The 26,074-nt window shown below is 36.4% G+C and carries 25 protein-coding genes; 3 read left to right on the top strand and 22 right to left on the bottom strand.

The features are described from left to right. Positions 1–19: 19 nt before the first annotated feature. Positions 20–2,734: an AsmA family protein gene (locus ACTF48_RS05110; protein WP_438962067.1), complete on the bottom strand. Its 2,715-nt coding sequence runs from the start codon at positions 2,732–2,734 to the stop codon at positions 20–22. Further along, entirely contained in the window at positions 2,734–3,432 is a 699-nt protein-coding gene (locus ACTF48_RS05115) for a queuosine precursor transporter (RefSeq protein ID WP_438962068.1), read from the bottom strand. Before ACTF48_RS05115 ends, ACTF48_RS05110 begins: the two co-directional genes overlap by 1 nt. 93 nt (positions 3,433–3,525) lie before the next feature. Here ACTF48_RS05115 and folK point away from each other — a divergent pair, with 93 nt between their 5' ends. After that, on the top strand, positions 3,526–4,629 hold the full coding sequence (gene folK, locus ACTF48_RS05120; RefSeq protein WP_438962092.1) for a 2-amino-4-hydroxy-6-hydroxymethyldihydropteridine diphosphokinase: 1,104 nt from the start codon (positions 3,526–3,528) through the stop codon (positions 4,627–4,629). Here the strand turns inward: folK and ACTF48_RS05125 are convergent. The 3 genes from ACTF48_RS05125 to ACTF48_RS05135 form a co-directional block, all read right to left on the bottom strand. Next, complete coding sequence (locus ACTF48_RS05125; RefSeq protein ID WP_438962069.1) at positions 4,626–5,153, bottom strand: RNA methyltransferase; 528 nt, start codon at positions 5,151–5,153, stop codon at positions 4,626–4,628. The genes folK and ACTF48_RS05125 overlap by 4 nt on opposite strands. Positions 5,154–5,272: 119 nt before the next feature. Continuing rightward, complete coding sequence (locus tag ACTF48_RS05130; RefSeq protein ID WP_438962070.1) at positions 5,273–6,274, bottom strand: PorP/SprF family type IX secretion system membrane protein; 1,002 nt, start codon at positions 6,272–6,274, stop codon at positions 5,273–5,275. A 12-nt stretch (positions 6,275–6,286) separates the two neighbouring features. Next, complete coding sequence (locus tag ACTF48_RS05135) at positions 6,287–10,138, bottom strand: choice-of-anchor L domain-containing protein (RefSeq protein ID WP_438962071.1); 3,852 nt, start codon at positions 10,136–10,138, stop codon at positions 6,287–6,289. Positions 10,139–10,280: 142 nt separating this feature from the next. Between ACTF48_RS05135 and ACTF48_RS05140 the strand changes: the two genes are divergently transcribed. Together ACTF48_RS05140 and ACTF48_RS05145 are read left to right on the top strand one after the other, a co-directional pair. Continuing rightward, complete coding sequence (locus ACTF48_RS05140; protein ID WP_438962072.1) at positions 10,281–11,189, top strand: NifU family protein; 909 nt, start codon at positions 10,281–10,283, stop codon at positions 11,187–11,189. 104 nt (positions 11,190–11,293) lie between these two features. Then, positions 11,294–11,494: a dodecin family protein gene (locus ACTF48_RS05145; protein WP_438962073.1), complete on the top strand. Its 201-nt coding sequence runs from the start codon at positions 11,294–11,296 to the stop codon at positions 11,492–11,494. Here the strand turns inward: ACTF48_RS05145 and tsaB are convergent, their stop codons facing one another. From tsaB to ACTF48_RS05230, 17 genes are all read right to left on the bottom strand, one after another. Beyond that, a complete protein-coding gene (gene tsaB / locus ACTF48_RS05150; RefSeq protein WP_438962074.1) occupies positions 11,495–12,181 on the bottom strand; it encodes a tRNA (adenosine(37)-N6)-threonylcarbamoyltransferase complex dimerization subunit type 1 TsaB in 687 nt (228 codons plus the stop codon). Between the two features lies 1 nt (position 12,182). Then, the gene (locus ACTF48_RS05155; RefSeq protein WP_438962075.1) at positions 12,183–13,463 is read right to left on the bottom strand and encodes an efflux RND transporter periplasmic adaptor subunit; all 1,281 of its coding nucleotides are present in this window, start codon (positions 13,461–13,463) and stop codon (positions 12,183–12,185) included. Positions 13,464–13,482: 19 nt separating this feature from the next. Next, positions 13,483–14,808 carry a TolC family protein gene (locus ACTF48_RS05160; protein WP_438962076.1) on the bottom strand — a complete coding sequence of 442 codons (1,326 nt, stop codon included), beginning with the start codon at positions 14,806–14,808 and terminating at the stop codon, positions 13,483–13,485. A 56-nt stretch (positions 14,809–14,864) separates the two neighbouring features. Then, entirely contained in the window at positions 14,865–16,037 is a 1,173-nt protein-coding gene (locus tag ACTF48_RS05165) for an efflux RND transporter periplasmic adaptor subunit (RefSeq protein ID WP_438962077.1), read from the bottom strand. 16 nt (positions 16,038–16,053) lie between these two features. Continuing rightward, complete coding sequence (locus ACTF48_RS05170) at positions 16,054–17,313, bottom strand: ABC transporter permease (RefSeq protein WP_438962078.1); 1,260 nt, start codon at positions 17,311–17,313, stop codon at positions 16,054–16,056. 1 nt (position 17,314) lies between these two features. Next, a complete protein-coding gene (locus ACTF48_RS05175; RefSeq protein ID WP_438962079.1) occupies positions 17,315–18,562 on the bottom strand; it encodes an ABC transporter permease in 1,248 nt (415 codons plus the stop codon). Beyond that, a complete protein-coding gene (locus ACTF48_RS05180) occupies positions 18,555–19,256 on the bottom strand; it encodes an ABC transporter ATP-binding protein (protein WP_438962080.1) in 702 nt (233 codons plus the stop codon). The genes ACTF48_RS05175 and ACTF48_RS05180 overlap by 8 nt, the downstream gene beginning before the upstream one ends. Before the next feature lie 92 nt (positions 19,257–19,348). Next, positions 19,349–19,567 (bottom strand): hypothetical protein, encoded by a 219-nt coding sequence (locus ACTF48_RS05185; RefSeq protein WP_438962081.1) that lies wholly within the window; start codon positions 19,565–19,567, stop codon positions 19,349–19,351. A gap of 3 nt (positions 19,568–19,570) precedes the next feature. After that, complete coding sequence (locus tag ACTF48_RS05190) at positions 19,571–20,098, bottom strand: DUF420 domain-containing protein (protein ID WP_438962082.1); 528 nt, start codon at positions 20,096–20,098, stop codon at positions 19,571–19,573. Between the two features lies 1 nt (position 20,099). Beyond that, on the bottom strand, positions 20,100–20,801 hold the full coding sequence (locus tag ACTF48_RS05195; RefSeq protein WP_438962083.1) for an SCO family protein: 702 nt from the start codon (positions 20,799–20,801) through the stop codon (positions 20,100–20,102). Continuing rightward, positions 20,794–21,498: a membrane or secreted protein gene (locus ACTF48_RS05200; RefSeq protein ID WP_438962084.1), complete on the bottom strand. Its 705-nt coding sequence runs from the start codon at positions 21,496–21,498 to the stop codon at positions 20,794–20,796. Before ACTF48_RS05200 ends, ACTF48_RS05195 begins: the two co-directional genes overlap by 8 nt. 58 nt (positions 21,499–21,556) lie before the next feature. After that, complete coding sequence (locus ACTF48_RS05205) at positions 21,557–21,964, bottom strand: cytochrome C oxidase subunit IV family protein (protein WP_438962085.1); 408 nt, start codon at positions 21,962–21,964, stop codon at positions 21,557–21,559. Between the two features lie 17 nt (positions 21,965–21,981). Further along, complete coding sequence (locus tag ACTF48_RS05210; protein WP_438962086.1) at positions 21,982–22,980, bottom strand: cytochrome c oxidase subunit 3; 999 nt, start codon at positions 22,978–22,980, stop codon at positions 21,982–21,984. A 36-nt stretch (positions 22,981–23,016) separates the two neighbouring features. Further along, on the bottom strand, positions 23,017–23,604 hold the full coding sequence (locus ACTF48_RS05215; protein ID WP_438962087.1) for a cytochrome c oxidase subunit 3: 588 nt from the start codon (positions 23,602–23,604) through the stop codon (positions 23,017–23,019). A gap of 3 nt (positions 23,605–23,607) precedes the next feature. Beyond that, positions 23,608–24,501: a heme o synthase gene (cyoE, locus tag ACTF48_RS05220; RefSeq protein WP_438962088.1), complete on the bottom strand. Its 894-nt coding sequence runs from the start codon at positions 24,499–24,501 to the stop codon at positions 23,608–23,610. A gap of 415 nt (positions 24,502–24,916) precedes the next feature. Then, complete coding sequence (locus ACTF48_RS05225; RefSeq protein ID WP_438962089.1) at positions 24,917–25,105, bottom strand: hypothetical protein; 189 nt, start codon at positions 25,103–25,105, stop codon at positions 24,917–24,919. A 166-nt stretch (positions 25,106–25,271) separates the two neighbouring features. After that, the coding region (locus ACTF48_RS05230; protein ID WP_438962090.1) for a class I tRNA ligase family protein at positions 25,272–26,074 on the bottom strand (803 nt) is incomplete at its 5' end.

The raw sequence follows: 26,074 nt of genomic DNA on the forward strand, positions 1-26,074 counted from the left end.
AGTCAAAAAAGGTTGCGTGCTATTTTTTCTTTTTAAATAGTCCATTGAGTATATTACCTGCCGCTTCTTTTACCTTATCCTCTGCTTTTTCTTTTACCTTTCCTACGGCAGTGGTGTCTTTAGGCTTTATAGCAGCAGTAGAGTCTGCTGGGTTTGTGCTTGCGTTTTCCTTAGGCTTTTTATTTCCAGATAGCACATTTTTAATTTTATCAAGTGGATTTTTTCCTACTATAATGTCATCTACTGCATCATTTAAGGTCTCTTTACCTTTCTCTTTTAAACGCGTTTTTTGAATCTCTACGATTTGGTTCGTAAGGTTTTTTATGGCTAGATCTAGATTTAAATCTACCTTAGGTTTCATAAAACTACCTGATAGTTTCACTGGTACTGGTACCGATAATTTATCAATTTCATCATTTTGTAATTGTGATAATACTGAAGCTCCTTCTTTACCTAGATATTTTGCGGGCACGTTCAAGTCGAGTTTATAACTCATATCATGTGTTAAGGTATGAGAACCACTTGCTGTTATTTTAATATCCTCTACATTGAAGTCAAAAGGTGTGATTTGAACTGCTCCATCCTTAAAGTTAAGTTGTGTTGCGAGATCAGATATTTTTAAATCATCTAGATCTATAAAATTCAATTCATTATCAAGTTTTGCAATTAAAGGCGCTTTACTTTTATCTATTTCTCTAGTTAATAGTTGCGCTACTGCGTCACCTGCAAGACTGCTTATGAGCGGTGTTAAGTCATTATTAAGATCACCTTTAAGGTTGATATTTGTATTAATCTTACCTTTTAAAGCTTGAATAATAGGCACTAGTTTTTGAAACATCTCAAATCCTTCAAAAGACTGAGCTATATCTAGATCATTCATATCCAGGTTCATGTTAAAAACAGGTGTAGCATTCTTAGTAGATACAGAGCCATTAAGACCTATATTACCGCCAAAGATTTCAGTACTAGTATTATTAAGAGTAAGTGTCTCATCTCTTACTAGCGCCAGTCCATTAACATTAGTCAGTGTAAGATTATCGTAAAGGACTTTACTTGCTGTAAAAGCCATGTCTGCATTAAGAAATGATGGTATTTTTATAGCCTCTTCAACAGTTGTAGTTGTTGCTGTGGCATTTTCATTAGAGGTGGTAACCACAGCATCAGTCATGAAATCTGATGTATCGATCTGATTAGAATTTACCTTAAAACTTCCTTTTAAATCTTGATCCTGAAACATAAAGCCCATTAAATTACTAATGGTTCCGTTTGCGGCAAAATCTGTGTTTCCGGTTTTTGCCTTAAAGTGTTGCAGTTTAATTCTGGTATTATTCATATCCAGATCTGCACGTTCTATATAAAGTGGTTTTTTCAAGTCTGCACTAGAGTAGGTAAACTCAGTTAAACTTGCGTTTCCTTTTGCATTAATGTTTTCATAGCGTTCTTGTTCTACGCTTTTCACATCAAATTTGGTTTGCGCATCAGCTACTAGAGTTCCATCTAAGTCCATATCATCAGGTAGTGGAAAAGCCTTAGTAAGGTTCCCTAGATTTAAGGTACCGGCTAGTTGTAAATCTACTAGCATGTTTGTAGTTAAATTACGTATTAGAGCATTTGCTTTTAAACGATCCTGACCTATGTTAAAAGCAACGTCTCCTATTTTTACAAATGTATCTTTGGCTAATCCGGTGGTATTTTTAATTTGAGTATCGATATTAATTCTAGTAACACTTAGCGGTAAATCAGGATATTTAAAAGAGGCATTATTAGAACTTATACTTACATCGAGTTTAGGAATATAAGTGTCATTTACCATTCCTTTAACAAGAGCATTAATTTTAAAGTCTCCTGTAGTGGTAATCCCGTCTAGATTTTTACGGTAGGTCTCTGGAATAACGGCAAAGAAATTTTTAAAATCAGAGCTAGGTGTTTTAAGGCTAACATCTACCATCGTACCATCTTCAAGTAGTTGAACAAAACCGTCTAAATTTAATTTCAAATCATTAATAAGTACTTCATTTTCTTTTAAAGTATATTTTTGATTTGCTAAATCCAGTAAAATTTCTGCATCCAGGTTTATTTGTTGTCCTGAAAGGTAGGTCACACCGGCCATTTCATAATAGACCTGCATGGTCGTATAGGTGTCTAGTGTCACATTCTCCATTGAAAAGTCTCCATTTCCAGAGTGACTGAAATTCTTGAGATGCAGTATATTTTTAGTTCCCAGATCTTCATAGCTCAAATCAGCATTATTCATCTCATAATGATTCAAGTCAAAGCTGAAACCGCTTGAACTCTCTTGATCTACCTCAGGAGCTGTTACCTTAGTATCTGCAGCCTTTGCGATATCCCAACTCGCTTTACTGTTTTCATTTACTTTCAGTCTAGAGACCGCATTATTAATGATTAATTCATTCACATGTATAGGATCTGTAGGTTCATTGAACAGATCACCTATAGGTAAATCGAGGATAACTTCTTTACCATAGAATAAGGTATCCCCTAAAAAAGGCTCTTTATTAATAACAGAGATCTCGTTAAGAGATAATCTAGCATCAGGAAAAGCCCTAAAAAGACTTAAATCTACCTCAGCAAACTCTACTTGAGCATCTAGCGCACCATTCAATTTATTTTTAATAATGGTAGCAATTTGATCTTTAAATAAAAAGGGTGCTACTAAGAGGAGTACAACCACTGCTAGTAAAAAGATCCCTAATATTTTAAACAACTTTTTCATTAATCAATTTTTATTTCTTGTCCTATTTCTAATTTGAATATGTTCCTAAACACGTAAACGCCTAGGTATAAAAAAGGAGTATCTATTAAAGCTACGAGCACTTTAAATAAAAACCCAGCACCTAGTAATGGCCAGAATTGTTCCCAGGCAATCACCTCGTTAAAACATAACAGTAATAACACGCACATCGTGTCCACAAACTGTGAAAAAACCGTGCTTGCATTATTTCTTAACCATAACATTTTTCCTTTAGTAAGCCTTTTCCAGAAATGATAAATTTGAATATCTACAAATTGAGCAAACAAGTATGCCAGCATACTTGAAATAACCGCAATAGCAGTAGCTCCAAAAACCCTTGTAAAAGTATCATCTTGAATAGGAGAAAAACCAGTTGCTGGAGCAGCATTTGCTACATAAATAATACCTAAACTAAAAAAAGATGCAAATATTCCAGCAAGTACTAAATCATTTGCCTTGCGCCTTCCATAAATCTCACTCACTAAATCTGTAATTAAAAAGGTAATGGGATAAGGCAATAGTCCCACTGATATTTCAAAATTGAATAGACCTAAAGGATTCCAGTAAAAAAATTTCTGAAAAATTAAATTTGATACGACAAGCGAGCAAATAAATAGTGCCGCAAGAACTAAATAAATCCTATGCGCTATACGTAGCTCTGAACCTAAAAGAGTTTTCATAATCATGTAAAAGTAGCTTTTAGGCTATGTATATTTCATAAATTTGCTGCAAAATTTACAGACATCGATAAAAGTCATAATCATAAGATATTCATTGCACTAGGCAGCAATCTAGGAGATCGTAAAAAGCACCTTCTTGAGGCTGCTCGCCTTATCGAGATGCGTTTGGGCTTAATTATTAAGACAGCACCAGTATATGAAGTAGCTGCTATGGACTTTACCGGTGGTGACTTTTTAAACACCTGCATTCTCGTACACAGTCATAAAACAGCTCAAGAAGTAATACACATTTTACAAAATATAGAACTTGAAATGGGACGCGTTCCTAAATCAGGTGACGGCTATGAAAATCGTGTGATCGATTTAGATATTCTATTATTTGATGAAGAAATTATAGCCACTGACCCGCTACAAGTACCGCACCCTAGAATGGAACAGCGCCATTTTGTGATGCAACCACTTGCTGCCATCGCTGGTACAATGATTCATCCGGTTTTAAATGAGACTATTGAAAACCTCACCAGTGAACTAGAAGTTTTAACGGCCATAAAAGATTTTAAAATTCCGCTTTCGCAAAAGCGTTTCCCGATCACAAGTCTCAACTTTATTGCAATAGAAGGGAATATAGGATCAGGTAAGACCAGCTTATCACATAAAATAGGTGAAGATTTTAATGGCAAGCAAGTCCTAGAACGTTTTGCAGACAACCCTTTTTTACCACTTTTTTACAAAGATACTGATCGGTATGCTTTCCCGCTTGAAATGTCTTTTCTGGCAGATCGCTACCAGCAACTCAGTGATGATGTAGCACAACATGATCTTTTCACAGAATTCACCGTAGCAGATTATTATGTGATTAAATCATTAATCTTTAGTGAAATAACACTGGAAAAAGAAGAATATGCTCTCTATAAACGTCTTTTTAACATGATGTATAAGGAACTGGTAAAGCCAGACTTATACATTTATTTATATCAAACCGAGGACCGTTTATTAGAAAATATTAAAAAACGCGGTAGAGCATATGAACAAAACATAGAGGCTAGTTATCTCTCACAAATTCAACAAGGTTATGGAGATTTTATAAGATCGCAACAAGATTTAAAAATTAAAGTCATCGATGTAACAGATCTAGACTTTGTAAATAATCAAGAAGATTATTTGAAAGTACTGGAACAAATTATAGAGGCTGTTTAACGACCCATTTTATAAAATAAATCATAAATAACAATCCCGGTACAAACAGATATATTTAAAGAGTGCTTAGTACCATATTGTTCTAGTTCTATCACAGTGGTGCATGCTTCTACCACTTCCTGTTGCACACCTTTTACTTCATTACCCATCACTACAGCAATCTTTGCGCCATTAGGCTGGAATTCATGTAGGCTCACTGACTGATCTGCTTGCTCTATTGCACATGTTATCACTCCTTGCTCGTTAAGCTCCTGAATCACTTCTGTAGTGTTTTCACGGTATTCCCATGCTACGGTCTCGGTAGCACCTAGTGCCGTTTTCCTTATATCTTTATGAGGTGGGTGTGCAGTAATCCCACATAAATAAATTTTTTCTACTCGATAAGCATCTGCTGTACGGAATACAGACCCGATGTTATTGAGACTACGCACATTATCTAGGATGATGATGAGAGGTGTTTTCTCGCTTTCGCGAAAGCGATCTACAGATAATCTCTCTAACTCTTCATTTAATAATTTTCTCATAACGAGCTGGTGTGTATATTTCTTAAACTAAAAAAAGGACTGCAAAACAGTCCTTTTTAAAATTATTACTAAAACTAGCAGTAGATTGTTATTGCTCAAACAAGCACTGATAGTGCCTATTAATTCACTGCTGGACAGTTACAACTCCATCTGTCTTTAGTACAAAGGAAATCGATCCCTAAAGTAATTTGATGAAATCCACCGCTGGCAAAATTAATTTCTCCAAACTGGTAACTGTAGGTATATGCAAAGGTAAAGTTCTTATGTTTTACTCCTAAAATAGGAGATAATAAGGAAAGGTTTTGCTCTTGAATACTAGTTCCATCTACAAACTCAGCACCATCAAAACTCTGACGGTAAGACATTCCTAAGTAAAGAACGTTATCATCATTCAGATCATAATAAGCCTTTGCGTTAAGATCCATAAACTGCTCTTCAGTACGATCCGTACGCTGGTATAATATGGATGGCTCCCACTGCCACTTAGAGTTACGTGGTGCAAAAAGGTATCCTAATGTGGCGATGTAACGTCTTTGGTTGGTACTTTCAAAACCTTCAGAATAAATCTCACGATTTTGGAAAATCGCATTCTTTAATGTTAAGTGGGCATAGAATTCCTTATAAAAGTAAGAAGCTCCTATATCTACATTAAAATAGGAATCCGAACGCAGTACTCCTGTAATGATAGGGTCAAAATCACCAGCATCAAGAAAATCAGACTCATCTAACCTACTCTGTACCATACCTACATTCATACCAAAGGAAAGACGATTTAAGTCTTCATACCCACCACCTATTTGAAGGTGATATGCATAAGAAAGGTATGCACCTGTTTGAGAGTGGTACCCATTTTTATCATTAAACAGAATAGCTCCTATACCACTGTTCTGACCTACGGCGGTGTTAAAACTTAGAGTTTGCATGTTAGGTGCATCTTCTTGATCAAACCACTGCTGTCTAATTGTAGATCTTACTTTACCACAACTAGCAGCTCCTGCCATAGATGGATGTAAGAGATAATAGTTATCTGTTAAATAATCTAGGTATACTGGCACACCTTCTTGAGCTAACGCAAACTGACTGCTAAATGCTAATGCCAGTATAATTAAAATTTTTCTCATGTTGTATTATGTCTATCTCTTTAACGCAAAATGACCGCCAAATGTTTTAATGTTTCCGTTTTCTATATACTCTACTCTGAACCAATAGTCTGATGATGGTAACGGCTGCCCGTTGTAAATCCCATCCCATCCTATTCCATCCGGACTCATTTGTTTGAGCAATTTTCCGTATCGGTCAAATATATAAATTTTTGTTGTAGGTTCATCGTTAATTCCTATGATGTTCCAAGTATCGTGATATCCATCGTTGTTAGGCGTGAAATAACGTGGGTAACCGATGACTTCAACGGGTATTTCAACCGTGTTACAACCGTCTAAATCCTGTATAAACACTACATGTGGACCTGGTGAAACGTCATTAAAAAGCCCGTTATACTGCCATGGACCATCATCAACACTAAAAATATACTGACTTGCTGGACCTTGAGCAAAAGCATCTATTCTATGAATTTCATCAAAATAACGCGAGGTTACCTGAGCGCCAAAGTTATCTGGTGGCCCTAATTGTCTTACTTCAGTAGTTTGTGCGCTACTACAGCCTGTAGTAGGATTAGTTGCAGTTACCGTGTACATTCCTACTTCTGTTGCGGTCAGTATTGCTGCAGTTTCACTAGGTAATGCCATTCCATCTCGTTCCCATGAAAAATTTAATCCAGCGCTACTTAATGTAGTATCTAAAACAGGTGGCGAATTCTCTGTGGTTATCAAGTTTCCATTCTCATCTATACACAAATAGTATAAATCAAACAGCTGTGGAACAGGAACTTCATTTACTATAATGTCAAAACTAGTGGTATTAAAACAGCCTGTTGTGTTTTCTACTCTTACATAAACTGTTTGAGTTCTTGTTGAATTATCAAAAGAAGAAGGACTTGTTATGGCATTTATGTTACTATCAGCATCACCTTGTGAGTTGTGGTAGGTTAGTGTGATTCCCGTTTGCCCATTTAAAATGGCCACTTCATTATCAGTTAAATTAAAAGTTTCTATTAAATCTCCTGTATTATTATCATCACACAGCACTAAATCTGGAGCTGTCGTGGCTTGAGGAGCATCAATCACTTCTAGATCTAAGGTTGTGTAATTTTCACAACCTGTCACATTATCTTCTACAACTACAAATAAAGTCTGCGGATTTGCTGTATTTGTATAAGAGCCTGTTAACTCATTCACTCTATTATCTGCATCTAGTTGAGTAGCATAATAAAAAACAGTAACACCATTATTTCCACCAGAAATCTCGCTGTTTCTAGTAGCCAGATCAAAGGACGTGAAACCATCTATAGTATTATCATCACATAAATCATATAATGCTGGTGAGGTCACTACTGGTAAATCTGTTACTATTAAATTAAAGTTAGTATCTGTATTAAAACAGCCTGTGACTATATGTTCTAATCGCACATAAATAGTTTGCATATTTGTTGTGTTATCAAACGCTGCTGGAGTCATAATAGCAGCGGTGTTTGTGTCAGCATCATTTTGTGAGGTGTGATAGCTTATCACCACATTTGCAAAGTTTTGTGAACCTATAAGGTCTGCTTCTATGACTGTTAAATCAAAGGACTCGATCTCATCACCAGGATTATTATCATCACACAACTCTAAATCAGCAATGGTTGCAGCAGCAAGTGGTTGCTCATTTAAAATTAAATTAAAAGAGATTGTATCATCAAAACAGTTCTGATCTTGATCATTTTCTAATCGCACAAAGATGGTCTCTGGAGAAGAAGTATTAGGATAATTATCTGGTAGGGCACCTGTGTTTGCAGCAGCATCTGCAGCTGTTGCATGAAAGGTTACTATAAAACCAGCAGGATTATTTGCACCTCTTACAGCATTGCGCACTTGAGAAAGATCAAAAACCTCTGTACCATCATTAGACACATCATCACACAATATTAAATCTGTAACTGTGTTTGCTACGGGCTGTTGATTTACTACTAAATTAAAAGAACCTGTGCTTACACAATTACCTATGGTATTTTCAAGTCTCACATAAACTATTTCTGGATTAGATACATTAGTATATCCATTAGGTAAAGGGTTTGCGCCTAGATCTGCATCCATTTGTGTACCATGATAGCTTACTATCACATTAGACTGACCATTCAGGATCTCTGCATCTTTATCGCTTAAAGCGAAAATCGTTGTGCTAGAATCTATAGTACTACATTCCACAAAATCTGATATTGTAGGAACGACTGGAGTTGGGTTCAGAATTAAATCAAAAGCTGCAGTATCAAAACAAGTAGGATCTGTAATGAGTTCTAAACGTCCATAGACCGTTTCAGGAGAAGTGGTGTTTGTATAAACAGTAGCGATAGGATTTACGCCAGTGTCTGCATCATTTTGAGAAAGGTGATAGGTTATCGATACAGATCCTGCAGCGTTAGTTCCTGCCATGTCTGCATCTTGTGAACTTAAATTAAAATCAAACAAACCATCATTATCTGGATCACATGCGATCAAATCCATAGGAGTTCCAGCCGTAATAGCACTGATAATTAAATCAAATGGTTCTACAGATGCACATCCAAAAGTATTTCCACTCACACGAGCATATATCGTTTGTGGATTCACAAGATTTGTATATGTAGATGGATTTGTAATAGGATTGATACCTGCCTCAGCATCGGGCAGTGACTCGTGGTAAGTAACCGTGTGTTCGGTAGGACTTAAAGCTCCTAGAACCTCTGAAGTTTTAGAGCTTAAATCAAAAATAGCTGTACCACCAGTACCACAGGCTTGCATATCTACAGGAGTCGTTGTGTTAGGACTTATAAACTCTAGGATAACATTAGTACTAGTACTACAGGTAGCACTATAACTAATATTTACGGAGTAGTTTCCAGAAGTAGTTGCGTCATAAGTCGCATTTGTAGCACCAGGAATAGGCACTGCATTTAAATTCCATTGATAACTTTGTGCTCCACCAGCAGTCGATGCGTCTAAGGTATAAACATCTCCTTCACATAATGGATTTGAACCTACTAAAGTTCTATCAAGTCCAAGATCTGCCCCAATATCAAAACTACCTCCTGCGATAAAAACTGCAGAGTCGTACAAACTATCATCTGCATCACCTATAACTAATTTAATATTATAACTACGACCAACAACTACAGAACTCTCTGCTCTAAAAAGACCTGTTTGGCCATTAAATTGTATGGCGCTATTAGCAGCAGAAGACCCAATATTTGAACCACCGAAGGTATTATTGAGCATGTTATATTGACCAAAAAATGATGGGTTGACTGGTGTACAAGTTGTAGGTGGCGGATTCCGTACCGTAGTCACTTGAATAGGACTGGCGGTACCTGGAACAATGGCCAGATTAGAAACGGTTCCCGTGACTGAGTCTGTTAGAATAAAAGCAAAAGCATCAGAAAATTGACATTCAAAGTTATCGTTGTATTCCTCACTTGCAAATAGAAATTCAAACGACATGAATCCTGCTTGAGGGACAAAATCAAATGAAACCCAAGATACATCTTGGGACGCTACTGGTGATCCCGCTGCTGCCATTGCTGTTTCTAAATCTGTATCGCCTATTGTTCCAATTGTATCACTTGAATTCTCAACATCATTAGGTCCAGCAGCATTCATTGCATTTCCCGTAGAAAGTATCATTCCGTTCCTAATAGGAAATCCCGAGAAGTTATGGGTAAAATAGGCAATACCGTTTTGATTAGCTCCAGTTCCTGTGCTCCACGTTACATTGCTTACAGCGGCACAAGTACTATTCACTAATACATCCTCAATTAACTCGATGTTTGTATAAGTCGTGTTATCTACCAAGATTTGTGCTTTTAAAAGGTGTGCAAAACCTATTAAAAACAATATTAAAAGTCCTTTTTTCATTTCGTTATTTCTTACAAGTAGTAAATATATGGTATTAAGAAGAACTTAACGTGTTAAGATAACACTATCAACAGAATCTATAAGATAGAGACCTTACTATCTAAAGCGTGCATCGTATCTTTGTAGCTTTTAAGAAAAGATCATGAATCCACATATTATTACCGTTACACCTACTACAAATGAGGCGATTGTTAAATTTGAAAGCAATCAATTTCTTGTAAAGAATGAAAGCTATGAGTTTAAAAATATAGATGAGGCTAAGCCATCTCCACTAGCACAGCAATTATTCTATTTACCCTTTGTAAAAACCGTTTACATTACACAAAATTTTATTGCGATAGAGCGCTATGACATTATAGAATGGAGTGATGTACAAGAAGAAGTAAAAGAACAAATAGAAAACTATCTCAATAGTGATGCGCCTTTATTAAACGTGGCAACTACCCAGAAAAAAGTTCCCGTAACCGTTTATGCAGAGACCACTCCTAACCCTGCGGTAATGAAGTTTGTGGCCAACAAGAAGATCGTCGTGAATAGCACAGAATTCAAATCTGTGGCAGATACTTTTGAGAACACGCTTTCGCGCAAGCTATATAATTTCCCGTTTGTAAAAGAAATCTATGCAGACGAGAATTACATTTCTATTCAGAAACACGATATCGCTAGCTGGGAAGAAGTGACTTTTGAGATCCGTTCTTTTATTAAAGAAGCTATTGAAAAAGGTATGGAAATAGGCGCTTCAAAACATGAAGCTGGAACAGTTAAAAAAGAAGGTGAGACCATCGAGTTACCTAAATTTGAAAATCTAGATGATGTTTCTAAAAAGGTTGTAGAAATTCTCGATGAGTACATCAAACCAGCAGTAGCGAGTGATGGTGGGAATATCGTTTTTGAAAGCTATGATGAGAGCTCTAAAGAAGTAAGAGTTATTTTGCAAGGTGCTTGTAGTGGCTGTCCTTCATCTACTATGACCTTAAAAAGTGGAATAGAAACTATGTTACGCGATATGTTACCTGGTAAAGTGGATCGCGTTATGGCTATTAATGGGTAAAAGGAGTCATTCATCTAGTTTATTTTTCTTACAGAACCATTTAAACTTGGATTTAGTAAAAAGATCTATCTTATGCTCACTAACAAATCTATAAAAACCATCTTATGGCAATTTTAAAAGTAATAGAAGTACTAGCAAATAGTAACGACAGCTGGGAAGACGCAACAAATAAGGCAGTAGAACAAGCCTCTAAAAGTGTTAAAAACATAAGATCTGTTTACGTAAATGAGCAAAGTGCACAAGTAAAGGACGGTAAAGTAAGTGAATACCGTGTGAACGTAAAAATCACTTTTGAGGTAGAGTAATCAACCTCCCTTAAACTCCTTAAGATAAAAAGGTTCAAAATAAGCGACATCTACAGTGTCGCTTTTTTTGTGCTTTGTAATGGCTAGATCACACAGCGTTAACGCAGTAGGATTTGACCTGATGTAAAGATGAGTACTTTCTTGTATCAAATCCTCAAACTTTTTCACTCCAGTTCCTATAAAGGTTACTTTACCGCTGTTGCGAAAAGATGTAAAAGAATCTTCTTCTAAGATAACAGCTCTAGGTGCCTCTATAAGATTTCCGTTTTGAAATACTGCGGCATACACTTCCATGCGCCTGGCATCTAGCATGGCGATAGTTGTTTCAGTTTCTGATGTGTTTTGTAAACTTAATGATTCAAGTGTGCTTATTGCTATCATAGGGATCTCTAGAGCATAGCACATGCCTTTTACACTAGAAACACCTATACGTAAACCCGTATAGGAACCAGGACCTTCACTAACGGCAATGGCGTCCAGGTCTTTTACCGTGAAGTTATTGCGCTTAAGAATAGTATCTATAAAAACGTGTAATCGCTCACCATGAGAATAACTATCACTATTATCTTCTAAGACGTCTAAGCAATATTTCACATGAAATAAATTACTTTGACCTAACTTAGTATCACAAGCAAGTGCGACGGAACAGTTTGTAGAAGTAGTCTCTACACAAAGAATTAATGCCATATTACTCCTTATCTGTTTCTAGAGCCTGTTCTTTCTTATCTTTTTTCACATTGATAAGATCACCTGTTTTAAGAACCTTAGTCACTGTGCGGTAAGGACCTGTAATAATTTCTTCACCTTCTTTAAGTCCTGAAAGTATCACGATATTTTTATCATCTTGAATACCGGTAGTTACTACTCTTAGCTTTGCCTTATTTGCAGATTTAATGTAAACACATTCAAATTTCTCTGCATCTAGTTCTATATCTGCTCGCTTTTTATTCTCAGTGGTGTCATTTTTAACCACTATAGAACTAATAGGCACCGCAATAGCGCCTTTCTTCTCACGAGTAATAATATCTACGGTAGCGGTCATTCCTGGCTTAAACGGACTGTAATTATCTGGTTTACCTTCTGTAAGATCTGTGTAAGACTCTGGTAAGATGCGTACTTTTACCTTAAAATTAGTCACTTGATCTGCGGTTAACTGACCTGTCGCGGTATTGGCAATTTCAGTAACTGATCCTTCAAATTTTTTCTTTAAATAAGCATCTACCTCAACTATTGCTTTATCGCCTACTGCAATTTTCACAATATCATTTTCATTTACATCTACTTCTACTTCCATTTGAGAGAGGTCTGCTACACGTAATAACTCTGTTCCAGCCATTTGTTGTGTTCCTACTACTCGTTCTCCTAACTCAACAGCTAGAAGTGAAATAGTTCCTGTCATAGGAGCATAAATACTAGTACGACCTAGATTATCAGACGCCTCATTAACTGTTGCACTTGCGCTTTGTACTGTAAAATAAGCTGACCTTTCTGCTGCCTTAGCGCGATCATAAGCAGCGATAGCTGCATCAAAATCAGAACGAGAAATTACTCCTTTTTCAAAAAGCGTGGCACTACGACCATAATTAGCTTTAGCTTCTACAAGAGAAGCTTTTGCTTGTTCAAAACCTGCTTTAGCATTTGCCAGTCCTGCTCGAGAACGGCTCACACTAGATTGCAATAAGTCTGGATTAATGCGTGCTAGTAGATCACCTTTTTTTACCGGCTGTCCTTCTCTTATGGGTAATTCAATGATCTCACCTGGAACTTCTGGAGAAATACTCACTTCAAGTTCTGGTTTAATTTTACCAGTGGCGCTTACGGTTTCTGTGACATCTATTTTTTGAACAGTCATCACTTCTACTCGTTTCCCTTTATCCTTACCGCCTATAAAACCAGTAGCTTTAAGTCCTACGTATCCTATAACGGCTACGACTAGTAGAATTAATATGATGAGTAGTGCTTTTTTCATGGTAGGTTGATTTATGACTTTATAGTTTTAATTCACTTACTGGAACACCAAAGTAGAGTTCCAATACTTTTAAATTAAAAATATATTGATATTTAGCTTGTATAACTTGATTTTCTGCGTTTACTAATAATTGTCTTGTTTGCTCAAAATCAAATGCATTTAGCAAACCTACATTATATCTTTCTTGAGAATACTCAAAGGCTGTTTTTCTAGCTTCTAGTGTTTTTAACGCACTGTTATAGGCAATTCTTGAACCTTCAGCATCTGTGTATGATCTGTAGACTAGTGCCTCAAGATCTAATTTTGCTTGCTCCTCAGCTACTTTAGATCGTTCTAAATTAATTTTAGCACGTTGCACTTGGTTACGTGTACTGAAACCATTGAACACCGGGATATTTAAAGAAACACCATAAGATATTCCATCGAGTAAGTATAACTGGTCTGTGATATCTAGTGGCGTGTCTTCTTGAGCTGCTGTATTATAGTTAAAAAAACCTGTAACAGTAGGTGAGTATCCTGAACGAGCTATTAATACATCTTGTTGAGATATTTTTTTATTTTGTTCTGCAATTTTTATCTCACTTCTATTTTTAAATGCATTATCAACTATGTGAGTCACTGTGTTATCTAAAATACTCGCTGTCGGAATTAAATAATCCATATCTGCCACATCAAAATTTTCATAATCTTGAACCATTAATAATTGAGCGAGGTTCAGTTTTGCAATAGCTAGACTATTCTCTGCAGCTACTATTTGCTGGTTTTCAGTCTCATAAGTTGCCTGTATCTCTAGTAAATCACCGCGTGGTAAAGAACCTGCATCTACTAAATCCTGAGTTTGTTTAATTTGAGCGTTTGTAAGGTCATGCTGTTTTAATAAAACCTCTAAGTTTTCTCTATTAAATAATACGTTCAAATATGTGTTTGCAACGTTTAGTGCGACATTATCTTTTAAATTTTGAAGTCTATAATTTGCAGCTTCTGCTGAGAGTTCTGCTCTTTTATACTGTCTAAAACTGCGCAACCCATCAAAAATGGTAAGCCCCATATTTGCTCCACCTGAGAGGTTAGTCGTTTTATTATTTTCAAAACCAGATACTGGGTTAAACTGGAACCCTTGAGAAACTGTTCTTCTAGCAGATAGATTCAATGAAGGTAAAAAATTCCCTAAAGCGTCTCTCTTTTCTACTTGAGTTACCTCAGTATCTAGTTCTCCATTCTTAATAGAAATATTATTGTCTAGCGCATGCTGCACGCACTCTTGAAGTGACCATGCTTTTGACTGTTGCGCTTTCGCGAAAGCGAAACTCAAAACAACAATACTACAAATGATTATTTTTTTCATTCTCATAACTTACTATATGATATGTGTCTTTATTCTATGAATTGTTACAAAAAAGTTTAACCGCCGTATCCACCGCGACCTGTAGGCGCTTTTAATGCGTTCCAAACCTTAATTTCTTCACCTTCTTTTACTCCAGAAATGACTTCTACATCGATTCCATTACTTAAACCAAGCTCAACCTCACGGCGTTCAAATTGCTGGTCTCCAGTTGCGATTTCTATGAATGGTTTTTGTGTTTTAGGGTCGTACTGGACCAGCGCTTCTTTAATACTCAATACCTGATCTCTTCTATCTAGAATAATACTAGCATTTGCACTTAATCCTGCTCTAATAAATGTGGAGTCTTGTGAGACTTTAAGGGTTCCTTTAATAGCAAATTGAATAGCTCCATTCTCTGCAACACCTTTAGGTGCTACGTAATCTAATACTGCATCAAATTTCTTATTATCAAAAGCTCCTACGGTAATTTCTAGCGGTAAGCCTTCTTTTATTTTACCTACTTCGCTCTCGTCTACTTTACCTTCAAAGATCATCTTCTTAATATCAGCGATCACAGCGATTGAGGTTCCCTCGTTAAAATTATTTGCTTCTATTACTTGGTTACCTTCTTTTACAGGAACATCTAGCACCATTCCTGATACGGTAGATCTAATGGCTGTTTGCGCATATTTACCTAATGATCCAGAAGTCGTACCGGTGCGCAGGATATCATAATTTTGCTGTGCTCCACGCAGGTTTACTTGTTCTTGCTTATAGCGTTGTAACGCATTATTATAAGCGTTTTGAGCAAGGTCAAATTCATTTGCGGCAATCACTCCTTTATCAAATAATGTTTTTTGTCTATCATAAATAGCTTTTTGATTATCCAGTGCCAGTTTTGCCGTTTCTACAGAGTTTCTGGATTGGTCTATACTGTTTTTTGCATTGGTTAACGAGCTTACATTAGGCACTACTTTTATCTCTGCAATTAAATCTCCTGCTTTTACAAAGTCTCCTGCTTCTACATGAACCTTATCGATAACACCTGAGATATTAGGTTTAATATTTACCTCTTCTTTAGGAACGATACTTCCTGTGGCTACGGTTTCTTTAATGATCGTTTCCTTAGTAGGTTGCTCTGTGGTATAAGTGATAGGATCTTCTTGATCTTTTTGCCATATATAATAAATCCCTGCTGCTGCAAGTAGCAAAATGACTAATAATGTGATTACTGTTCCGGTACGTTTCATTATGGTTACTTAGTTATTATTCTGTTCTTAATGCGTCTACTGGTTTCATGGTTGTAGCTCGAGATGCTGGAATAAACCCAGCTAGTAGTCCTGAAATGGTTAATATGATTAAAGCAATGATAACCACTGTAATATTTACAGATGGGTTTGCAAAATTCTCCACGGGACCTACTTGATCGAGTGCGTAGTTCATGAGCCATATTAATCCTGATGCAAAAGCAATTCCAGCAAGTCCAGAGATTAATGTTAATACGATCGATTCTTGTAAAATTTGAGATTTAATATTCCACGGTGTGGCACCTAGTGCACGGCGCACTCCTATCTCATTAGTACGTTCTTTTACTACAATCAACATAATGTTGCTGATGCCTATCCCACCAGAAAGGAGTACAAGAGCTCCTACAAAGTATCCCACAAACGAAAGGATATCAAACAAGCCTGTGAACTTTGCAAACTCTTCAGCCAGATCCCAGTTTCCTATGGCGCGCATATCATTAGGATGCACGTTGCGCTGTTCTCTCATTATGGATAGTACTTGTGGTTTTAACTGGGTCATACTTACACCATCAGTTGCAGTAATCGCCATCCAGCCTACATTATCTCCAGAGTTAAAGGCTTTACCAAAAGTCGTAAAAGGTATGAAAATGGTATTTGCTTCTTCTTCACTATCGCCTTGAGTACTTGGGTTTTTAAAAACGCCTACTACTTTAAAATTAACACCTTGTAATTTAATGTAAGTCCCTATAGGTTCTTCTCCTATATCATAAAGAGATTTAACAACGTCTGTGCCTATGACGGCACTCTTCATTTCCTTTTGAATGTCTGAATAGTTCAACCAGCGACCTTTTACAATATCCATATACTGCTGGTTGATAAACTCTGGAAAATCGCCATTTACTTGAAACGCACCTGTTTTTTCATTACGCGTTACATTATTTGCTCCACGATAACCACCTAGTTGTAATCGAGGTGACACGTATTTTAAACCTGGCATTTTTTCTTTGAGAACGGCCACATCTGCCAGTTTGAACTGGACACGACGATTTTTATTCATTCCTTTGTATGCCATAGAGGTGCTCTGTCCCCACATGAACATGGTATTAGTAGCACGGTTTCCAAAGTTTGCTGTAGCACCGTTTTTTAACCCATTAGTGAGCGCTAGTAAAGCAACTAAAATAAATATTCCCCAAAACACCCCAAAAGCGGTAAGTAAGGTTCTTAATTTATTTGCGTTAAGCGCTTCTAATATTTCATTCCATCGATCTCTACTAAACATATCACTCGTCTCTTAAGGCATCTATAGGTTTAATATTTGCGGCGCGACGTGCTGGAATAAAACCAGCCAGTGCTCCAGACACTACTAGAATAATAACTGTTGTGATAGACGTGGTAAAATCTACAGTAGGGTTATTAATAAAATCTGTTTGTGCATAAGGAGCTATCAACTGTAATAACCCTACTCCTAAAAACAATCCTACTAATCCAGCAATCGCAGTGATAAAAATTGATTCATGTAATACCATCCATATAATTTCACTAGGAAGTGCACCTAGAGCCTTACGGATTCCTATTTCTTTTGTGCGCTCTTTTACTACGATCAACATAATGTTTCCTACACCTACGACTCCTGCGATGATAGTTCCTATACCTATGAACCAAAACACCCATCTTATGGTATCTATAAGATTATAGATTTGTTGTGCTTCTTCAAGTGTATCATTTACCCTTATGGCGATGCGATCATCTGGTGCGACGCTAAATCTAGTTCTTAAATCCTGATCTATAGCCTGTCGCATAGCCGCGCTCAGTGCTACGGCCTCATCAAAGTTATCACTCATTTTAACCGTATATGCAATACGGTCTATATTCTCTCCAGCATTAAAAACCTTTTGTGCCGTAGTCATGGGAATAAACAAGCGAGATTCTTCACGAGAGCCTCCTGGATCTGTATAGACTCCTACTACTATAAAATTAATATTACTATTAAGAAGAATCGTTTCCCCTATAGGATCTGTATCAGGAAAAAGGTCCTGTTTCATTTGATACCCTAAAACGGCTACTTTACGTGATTCCTCTATATCATCCAGGCTTATAAAACGTCCTTGTGATAAACTAGCATTTTCAATAAACTGCTGGTCTGGAAAAGCTCCTTCTATACGATAGTTTCCTTGCTTTTCTTTATAATTAATCTGTCCGCCCCATGATCTATAAATACTCGTTTTGTATTCTATATGATCTTCATATTTATCACTTAGATTTTGATAATCTTTATTAGTCATTTGAAGACGTCTTCCAGGATTGAGACCTTTATAACCTTTTGTGGTCATGCGCGTGTTTACTGATATGCGATTAGTCGCATCTCCTTCAAATTGCGTGCGCACACCATTTTCAATTCCAGAAGAAAACCCTAATAGGATTACTAAAATAAAAATACCAGACGCTACAGATAAACTGGTTAAAAAAGTACGTAGTTTATTCTTACTTATAGTATCAAATATTTCTTGCCAGCGCTCTATATTAAACATGAGAGGCAGCTTTTACTTGATTTACTAAAGTATCATCTATAATACGGCCATCTTTAAGATTTACGATACGCTTAGTCATTTCAGCAATATCAGGCTCGTGAGTTACTATGAGGATGGTTCTCCCTTCTTCATTAATGCCCTGGATCAGTTCCATGACTTCATAAGAGGTCTTAGTATCAAGTGCTCCAGTAGGTTCATCAGCCAGTAAAACTTTAGGGTTACTAGCGAGTGCTCTAGCTATGGCTACTCGCTGTTTCTGACCACCAGAAAGTTGATTAGGTAAATGGTCTGCCCAGTCTGCAAGCCCTACTTTTTCAAGGTAGAACATCGCTTTTTCATCGCGTTCTTTGCGGCTTACTTTTTGATAATAGAGCGGTAGTGCCACATTATCTATCGCGTTTTTATAGTTGATTAAATTAAAAGACTGGAAAATAAAACCTAAGAATTTATTACGATACTGTGCAGCAATTTTTTCGTTTAGGTTTTTAATAGGAACTCCATCCAGTGTGTAACTTCCAGAATCTGCCTCATCCAGCATTCCTAAAATATTAAGCAAGGTAGATTTTCCTGATCCTGAAGAACCCATTATAGAAACGAGTTCACCTTCTTTTACAGTAAAGTCTATTCCTTTCAGAACGTGTAAAGAGTTACTTCCTGTGCTATAGGATTTATGCAGGTCCTTTATCTCAATCATGATTAGTGTTTCAACACGCAGTTGTACTTAACGCTTAATTATTAAGACCCTAAAATTGAGAAGATGTTACAGTAATAGGTAATAATTATATGTTAATTGAGCTTTTTTTTAGAAGTAGCCCGGTAAATCATATAGATAATACCACCTACAAGTAGGTAAGGAAATATCATTAGATAAACGATTCCGTCATTAAGACCTTGGGCAGCTTTAGTATCTCCACCGCTTTCTATAACGGCACGACACATAGCACATTGCGCTTTCGCGAAAGCGGAGTAAAAAAAGATCACTAGAACTATTAATAACTTTTTCATCTCTTAATAATATGGGAACATGAATAGATATACCAGTACTCCAGTAATGGCTACATACATCCAGATAGGGAAAGTCCAACGAGCCAACTTTTTGTGCTTTTCAAATTTTTGAGTCCATGCAAAGTACATGGTGTATAAAACAAGCGGTAAAATAATTCCAGATAAAATAATATGGGTTATTAGAATAAACAGGTATAGCAACTTTAACGGTGCTTCATCTGGATAGGGAACTGGCTCATTACTTATTTTAGAAACGACATAACTCACTAAAAATAAAGCAGATAAAGCAAAGGCTGTAGTCATCACTTTTCTGTGTGCCTGTTTATTACCTTTTTTAATTAAAGTAAATCCTGTGAGCAGTAATAGAGCTGTCATTCCATTAATTACTGCATGAAATAATGGAAACAATCCAGACTCAACGCCCAAAAAGTTGTAACGTTCTGGCATGAACATTAATAAAACTACTACGAGTGGTACCGCTATAGAGATAGCGATAATAATTCCAGGTCCTTTTTTCTCTAATGTGTTCATATTACTTGTTTAAAAGCGTTTCTGCGTCTTCTATGATTTCCTGTAATTGTGGTGGTATGCCATTTTCTTCTACTCCACTGTAAACCATCATCCAGTTACCATAAGCATCTTTGCGTGATCTTATGTTTCCTTCTCGATCTACAAGTGCAAAGTTACCACTATGCTCAAACTTAATAATACTATCTGCGCTCTCTCCTACATAAGAACTGAACCCTTCTAGAGAAAGCTTATAAGTTGCCTCCTTGTCTCCTCTTACAAAGTGCCAGGTATTATCTATAGCATCATGCCTGTCTGCATATTTTTTGAGCACCTCTTGAGTATCGTACTCTGGATCTATACTTATGGAAAGAATCTTAAAGTCTTGATGATCTTTTAACTTTTCTTGTACTGTTTTGAGATTATGGCTCATAGGTCCACAGATAGTAGGACATGATGTAAAAAAGAAATCTACGATGTAAACGTGACCTTTCATGGTCTCGTTAGAAATAGTGTCTCCGTTCTGATCTACAAATTCAAAGGCTGGCACGGTATTAAATTTTTTCAAAAACTTATCTGCAACAGGTGCACGATCCTCGGAACGGTTACTGTCTACTACTTTATCTTTATTAATGTAGTGTACAATATTTGTTACCGCAAAATATCCAAATATGATCACGATAATACCTAGTCCTATATAGTATGGAGTATCTTTAGATTTACTCATCTTCTTGAATTTTTTGATCTCTGTTCTTTTTAAAGGCAAAACGATATTCTGCAAGCAATACTCTCATATCGTCAATCATTCTCTTATTGAGCTGGGCAGCTGTTTTAGTATTATACCCATAGACTAATCCGTCATCTTCAACCTCATCATCATCACGACCTCTTAAATTTCCGTTCACATCTATAATAAAAGCAAAGTCTGACGAGAGATCATCATTAAGCGGTAAGTCTGTTTTAAAACTAGCATAAAATGATTGCACCGCTCCTGCATCTCCTTCCAGAAAATGCCAGTCAGTAAGGTTTGTGGTTTCTCCCATTTGTTCCACAATTTGAGCAATATCTTCAGATCCAGCTACTGGCAGTATGCTGATCATTTGAAAAGTATTGAACTCGTGGAATTTCTTATATACTTTTTCATTAATATTAGAGACATACCCTAAGCGATCATAAGGATTGTTTCCTAGAAAAGTAACTATAGTAACACTGTCTTTTAATTGAGTAGCTGTTCCTTTTACAGGTTTAAAATCGCTAAGTTCTTGAACCTTTTCTGTAACCACGGGTAAGGTATCAAAATGATTCTCACCGTTAAGAAAAAATAGATAGGCTACCAGTGGTAGCGCAAATAAAACAACAATCACGAATTTTTTTGAAAACTCGCTGGTTTGTTTAATTCCTTCGGCTTGTGGGAAATCTGACATATTAAGGTATAAAAAAGGACGGAAGAACCGTCCTTATTATGTTATCGTTTAGTATGCACTAGAAGTCAAAACTTACAGCGGCATTCTTATAAACTTGATAAATATATTCTCCTTCAAATAAAAGAATCGCTATAAGATAAACAATCAAGAAAACACCTGTCCAGACTACTGCACGACGTAAACCGCTTACCTCATCTCTCATGTGCATGAAATCCCAAGTAATATAATATGCCTTAACGATAGTAAGTATAATAAATATCCAGTTTAATAATTTCAAACCTAGGAAATGTGCGTTTAAAGAGTCTGGTTTAATATATCCCAGAGCAACCTCAACTATGGTAACCAGTGAAAGAAATATAAGTACACCCCATATTTTTTGAGTGTTTGATTTGAACTTTACAAGACCTCTAAAGATCTCTAATTTGTGTTCTGCATGTCCGTCTGTATGTGCTGCGTGATCTGCCATTTTAATATCTTAAAAAATTATACGAGGTAGAAGAATGTAAATACAAATACCCAAACTAAATCTACAAAGTGCCAGTAGAGACCTACTTTCTCCACCATTTCATAACTACCTCTTCTCTCGTAAGTACCTAGAAGCACGTTAAAGAAAATAATTAAGTTAAAAACAACTCCAGAGAATACGTGGAAACCATGGAATCCAGTAATGAAGAAAAAGAAGTCTGCAAATAATGGTGCTCCGTACTCATTTTCGCTAAGGTTTGCTCCTTCTACTACACCTATAGCCTGATTATTTAATTTAAATAACGACTCTTCTCTTGAAAGTACTAACTTTTCAGAAGCTCCTGTTTCTTGGTTAACAACTAACTGCTGGGTTCTTATTCTTAAGTCAGGATTTGCTGCAAATGATTTTCTAACCTCATCAATAGTGTAAGTTGCACCTATAGGGTCATCTGACTGATACCAGATTCCTTCACTATTATTTAATGCTTGTACAGGTCGTTCTCCTACGGTTACAAATGAGTTTAGTGCTACGCGCTCACCTTCAGCATCTGTAAATTGAAGAATTCTTCCTCCTTTAGTCTTTACAGCACCATATTCACCATTAATAAAGTTTTTCCATTCCCAAGCTTGTGAACCTACAAATATCAAACCACCGATGACAGTCAGTAATAAGTAGAAAGAAACTTTCTTTTTATTCATGTGATGTCCAGCATCTACAGCAAGAACCATAGTTACCGATGAACCGATCAGAATAAATGTCATTAATGCTACATAAAACATGGGAGCATCAGTCCCGTGCATAAACGGGAAGTGATTAAAAACCTCATCTGCGATAGGCCATTCTTCTATATACTTAAATCTTGAGAAACCGTAAGCGGCAAGGAATCCAGAAAAGGTTAATGCATCTGAAAGGATGAAAAACCACATCATCATTTTACCATAACTAGCCTTAAGCGGATTTGATCCTCCACCCCAAGTTTGCCCTTCGGTACCAGTAGGAGCTACTGTTGTATCCATAATCTTTAATTAAAAATAACGTGTTGCAAAAGTACTCTAAAAAATGTCTTTAGCAAACACTAAAAATAATAGTAGGTATATCCATAGCACATCTACAAAATGCCAGAATATAGCTCCTAATTCAAAACCTAAAATATTTGTTGCGGTATACTTTCCTTGTAGCGCACGTATCGTCATGACTAACAGCGCAATAAGACCAGCTGCAATATGTGCAAGATGCGCTACAACAATTACATAAATAAAAGAAGCGTTCACACTACTTCCTGAACCTGTTAAAAATATTTTCTCATTTACTAAGCTTTCAAAACCTGCAAATTGCATAAAAACAAAAGTACTACCCAGTAAAAAGGTGACTACTGTTAAAATAGTACCACCACTTTTATTACCATTACGTATGGCTTTTTTGGCAAGAAATAAAGTAAAACTACTTAATAAAATCACTCCAGTACTCCAAAAAAATTCCGATGGCAACTCAATCTCTACCCAATCTTTACGTCCGCGACTTACTACATAAGCACTGGTTAAACCGGCAAACATCATGATTAAGCTCACTATGGCAAACCACATCATCTGTTTTTTAGAACGACCTACTTTTTCCTCGTGAGTTAACTCTATCTCTTCCATGTTTTATCTTAAAAATTTATCTATTACATAAATGATTTGGATCAATGTAATGTAACTCACACTAACCAGCATAAGTTTCCTAGCCACTTGATTAGTGCGTTCTTTAAATAGTTTAATAGCATAATACAAAAACCAAATACCTAATGCGCCCACCACAACAGCACTTATCCATGTCATGTATAAACTACCTGTCACCCCAAAAGCAGGGATCAAGGATATCGCAATAGTCCATACGGTATACCATATAATTTGAATAGCTGTACCACGATCTGCAGCTCCCGTAGGCATCATTTTAAATCCACCAGCTTTATAGTCGTCTTCAAGCATCCATCCTATCGCCCAGAAGTGAGGAAATTGCCAGAAAAATTGCAACATAAATAAAGTCCCTGGTTCTATACCAAAATCACCACTGGCAGCAACCCATCCTAACATATAAGGAATCGCTCCTGGAAATGCTCCTACAAAAACACAAAGCGGAGACCGTGTTTTTAACGGTGTATAAACAGCCGCATATAAGATAATACTCAAAGCACCGAAGAAAGCTGTAGCAAAGTTAATGAGGTATAAAATATAAATACCACTTAACGCCATAACCAGACCATAAATCCACGCTGTAGGAACACTAATTCTACCGGTAGGTAACGGTCTATTGCGCGTCCTCTTCATGAGCGCATCTAGGCCCTTTTCTATAATTTGATTAAAAACATTTGAGGAGCCTACTAGAAAATAACCACCTATAACAAGCATAACGACTACTTCCCACTCATAAGCATCTGCTCCGAGAAAATAGCCTGCAATAGAGGAGAACACCACCACCACAGATAATCGTGGCTTAGTGATTTCTATAAAATTTCTCACCATACTCGGTGATTTTTCTATGGTATTAACTTCTGTCAAGCAATTTTATTAAAGAGTTGATTTTAAGGGATTGCAAAGATACCCTAGAACTCCTTTGTGGCAAAAGAATTTAATTGCTTTCAGACAGTTTTATGATTTATGAAGATTACGTGATTATCAACTTTATAATGTTGCTAGACATGATTGAATCACAATTTCTAATGGTGATTACATCAAGAGAATGCAGTTTTTCAGCACTATTTTTTTCACCTACTTAAATCTTTAAGTGAAGTGGCATAGACTCACGACCCTATAATAGAACGTAAATATTAGAAATTTCGCTTTCGCGAAAGCGTATTATTTTAATTAGAATACTCAGACTGTTCAATTTAAAATTGAATTCTACAGAAGCCCTTTCCAAATACAAAAAGCAATCTACGACTAAGTAATGCTCTATTTAAATTAAAGACTTCTCCTATTTGTTACGCTTTAATTTTACAACACCTATACCTACGGCAGCAGCTATAGCCAGTGCAATTCCAGGGATAGGAGCTTGATTTGCGTCATTTACATTGTCTCCATCAGGACCAAAATCAGGTTGTGCAAAAGCGGTAATAGATAGAGTTAAAAAAGCTACTAGTGTGATTAATTTTAAGTTTTTCATAAATAAGGGGATTATCTAAATAAAAAAAATAGTCTTTTCTTGTACCCAAAGATAAATTAATAAATAAATGAAACAAGAAAACTTGTGTTTTTTTAAGTTAACCTAATACACAAAAGCTTTAAAGCTGTCCATAAGAACTCCCTTAAGAACTGTAAACTCCATAAGATTACCCCACCACAAAATTCACAATCTTACCCGGAACGATAATCGTTTTCCTTATTTGTTTGCCTTCTAACTGCTGCTGTACTTTTTCATTATTCAGTACCATTTTCTCTAGTTCATCTTTTGAAACATCTACTGGTAAATCAAGTGTGAATTTCATTTTACCATTGAATGAAATCGGATAGGTTTTACTGCTTTCTACCAGATGTTTTTCATCAAAAACTGGGAACGACGCTTCACTTATAGATTCTTCATGACCTAAGAGCGACCATAATTCCTCTGCAATGTGCGGTGCATAAGGTGACACTAAAACTGCAAGTGGTTCCAGCACCTCACGACTATTACATTTTTGAGCAGTCAACTCATTAACGGCAATCATAAAACTACTCACACTGGTATTGAAGGAGAAATTCTCTATATCATCTTGCACTTTTTTAATGGTTTTGTGCAAGGTTTTCATACTGTCTGGTGACGCCTTCTCGTCGCTTACATTAAAACCATTATCGTTGTGATACAGTTTCCATAGCTTTTTCATAAAACCATACACTCCTGTGATTCCTGCGGTGTTCCATGGCTTTGCCTGCTCTAGTGGTCCTAAAAACATCTCGTACAGTCGCAAGGTATCTGCTCCATACTGCTCACAGATATCATCTGGATTAACGACGTTATATTTAGACTTAGACATTTTTTCCACTTCTCTGGAGACTTTGAAAACGCCATCAGAACTAATAAAATAAGCGTTTTTATAGTCAATATTTAACGGGTGATTCTTGAACTCTTCAATATCTAAATCATTATTTATGTCGT

The organism is Nonlabens sp., from assembly GCF_965660805.1.
In the GTDB taxonomy this organism is placed as follows: Bacteria; Bacteroidota; Bacteroidia; order Flavobacteriales; family Flavobacteriaceae; genus Nonlabens.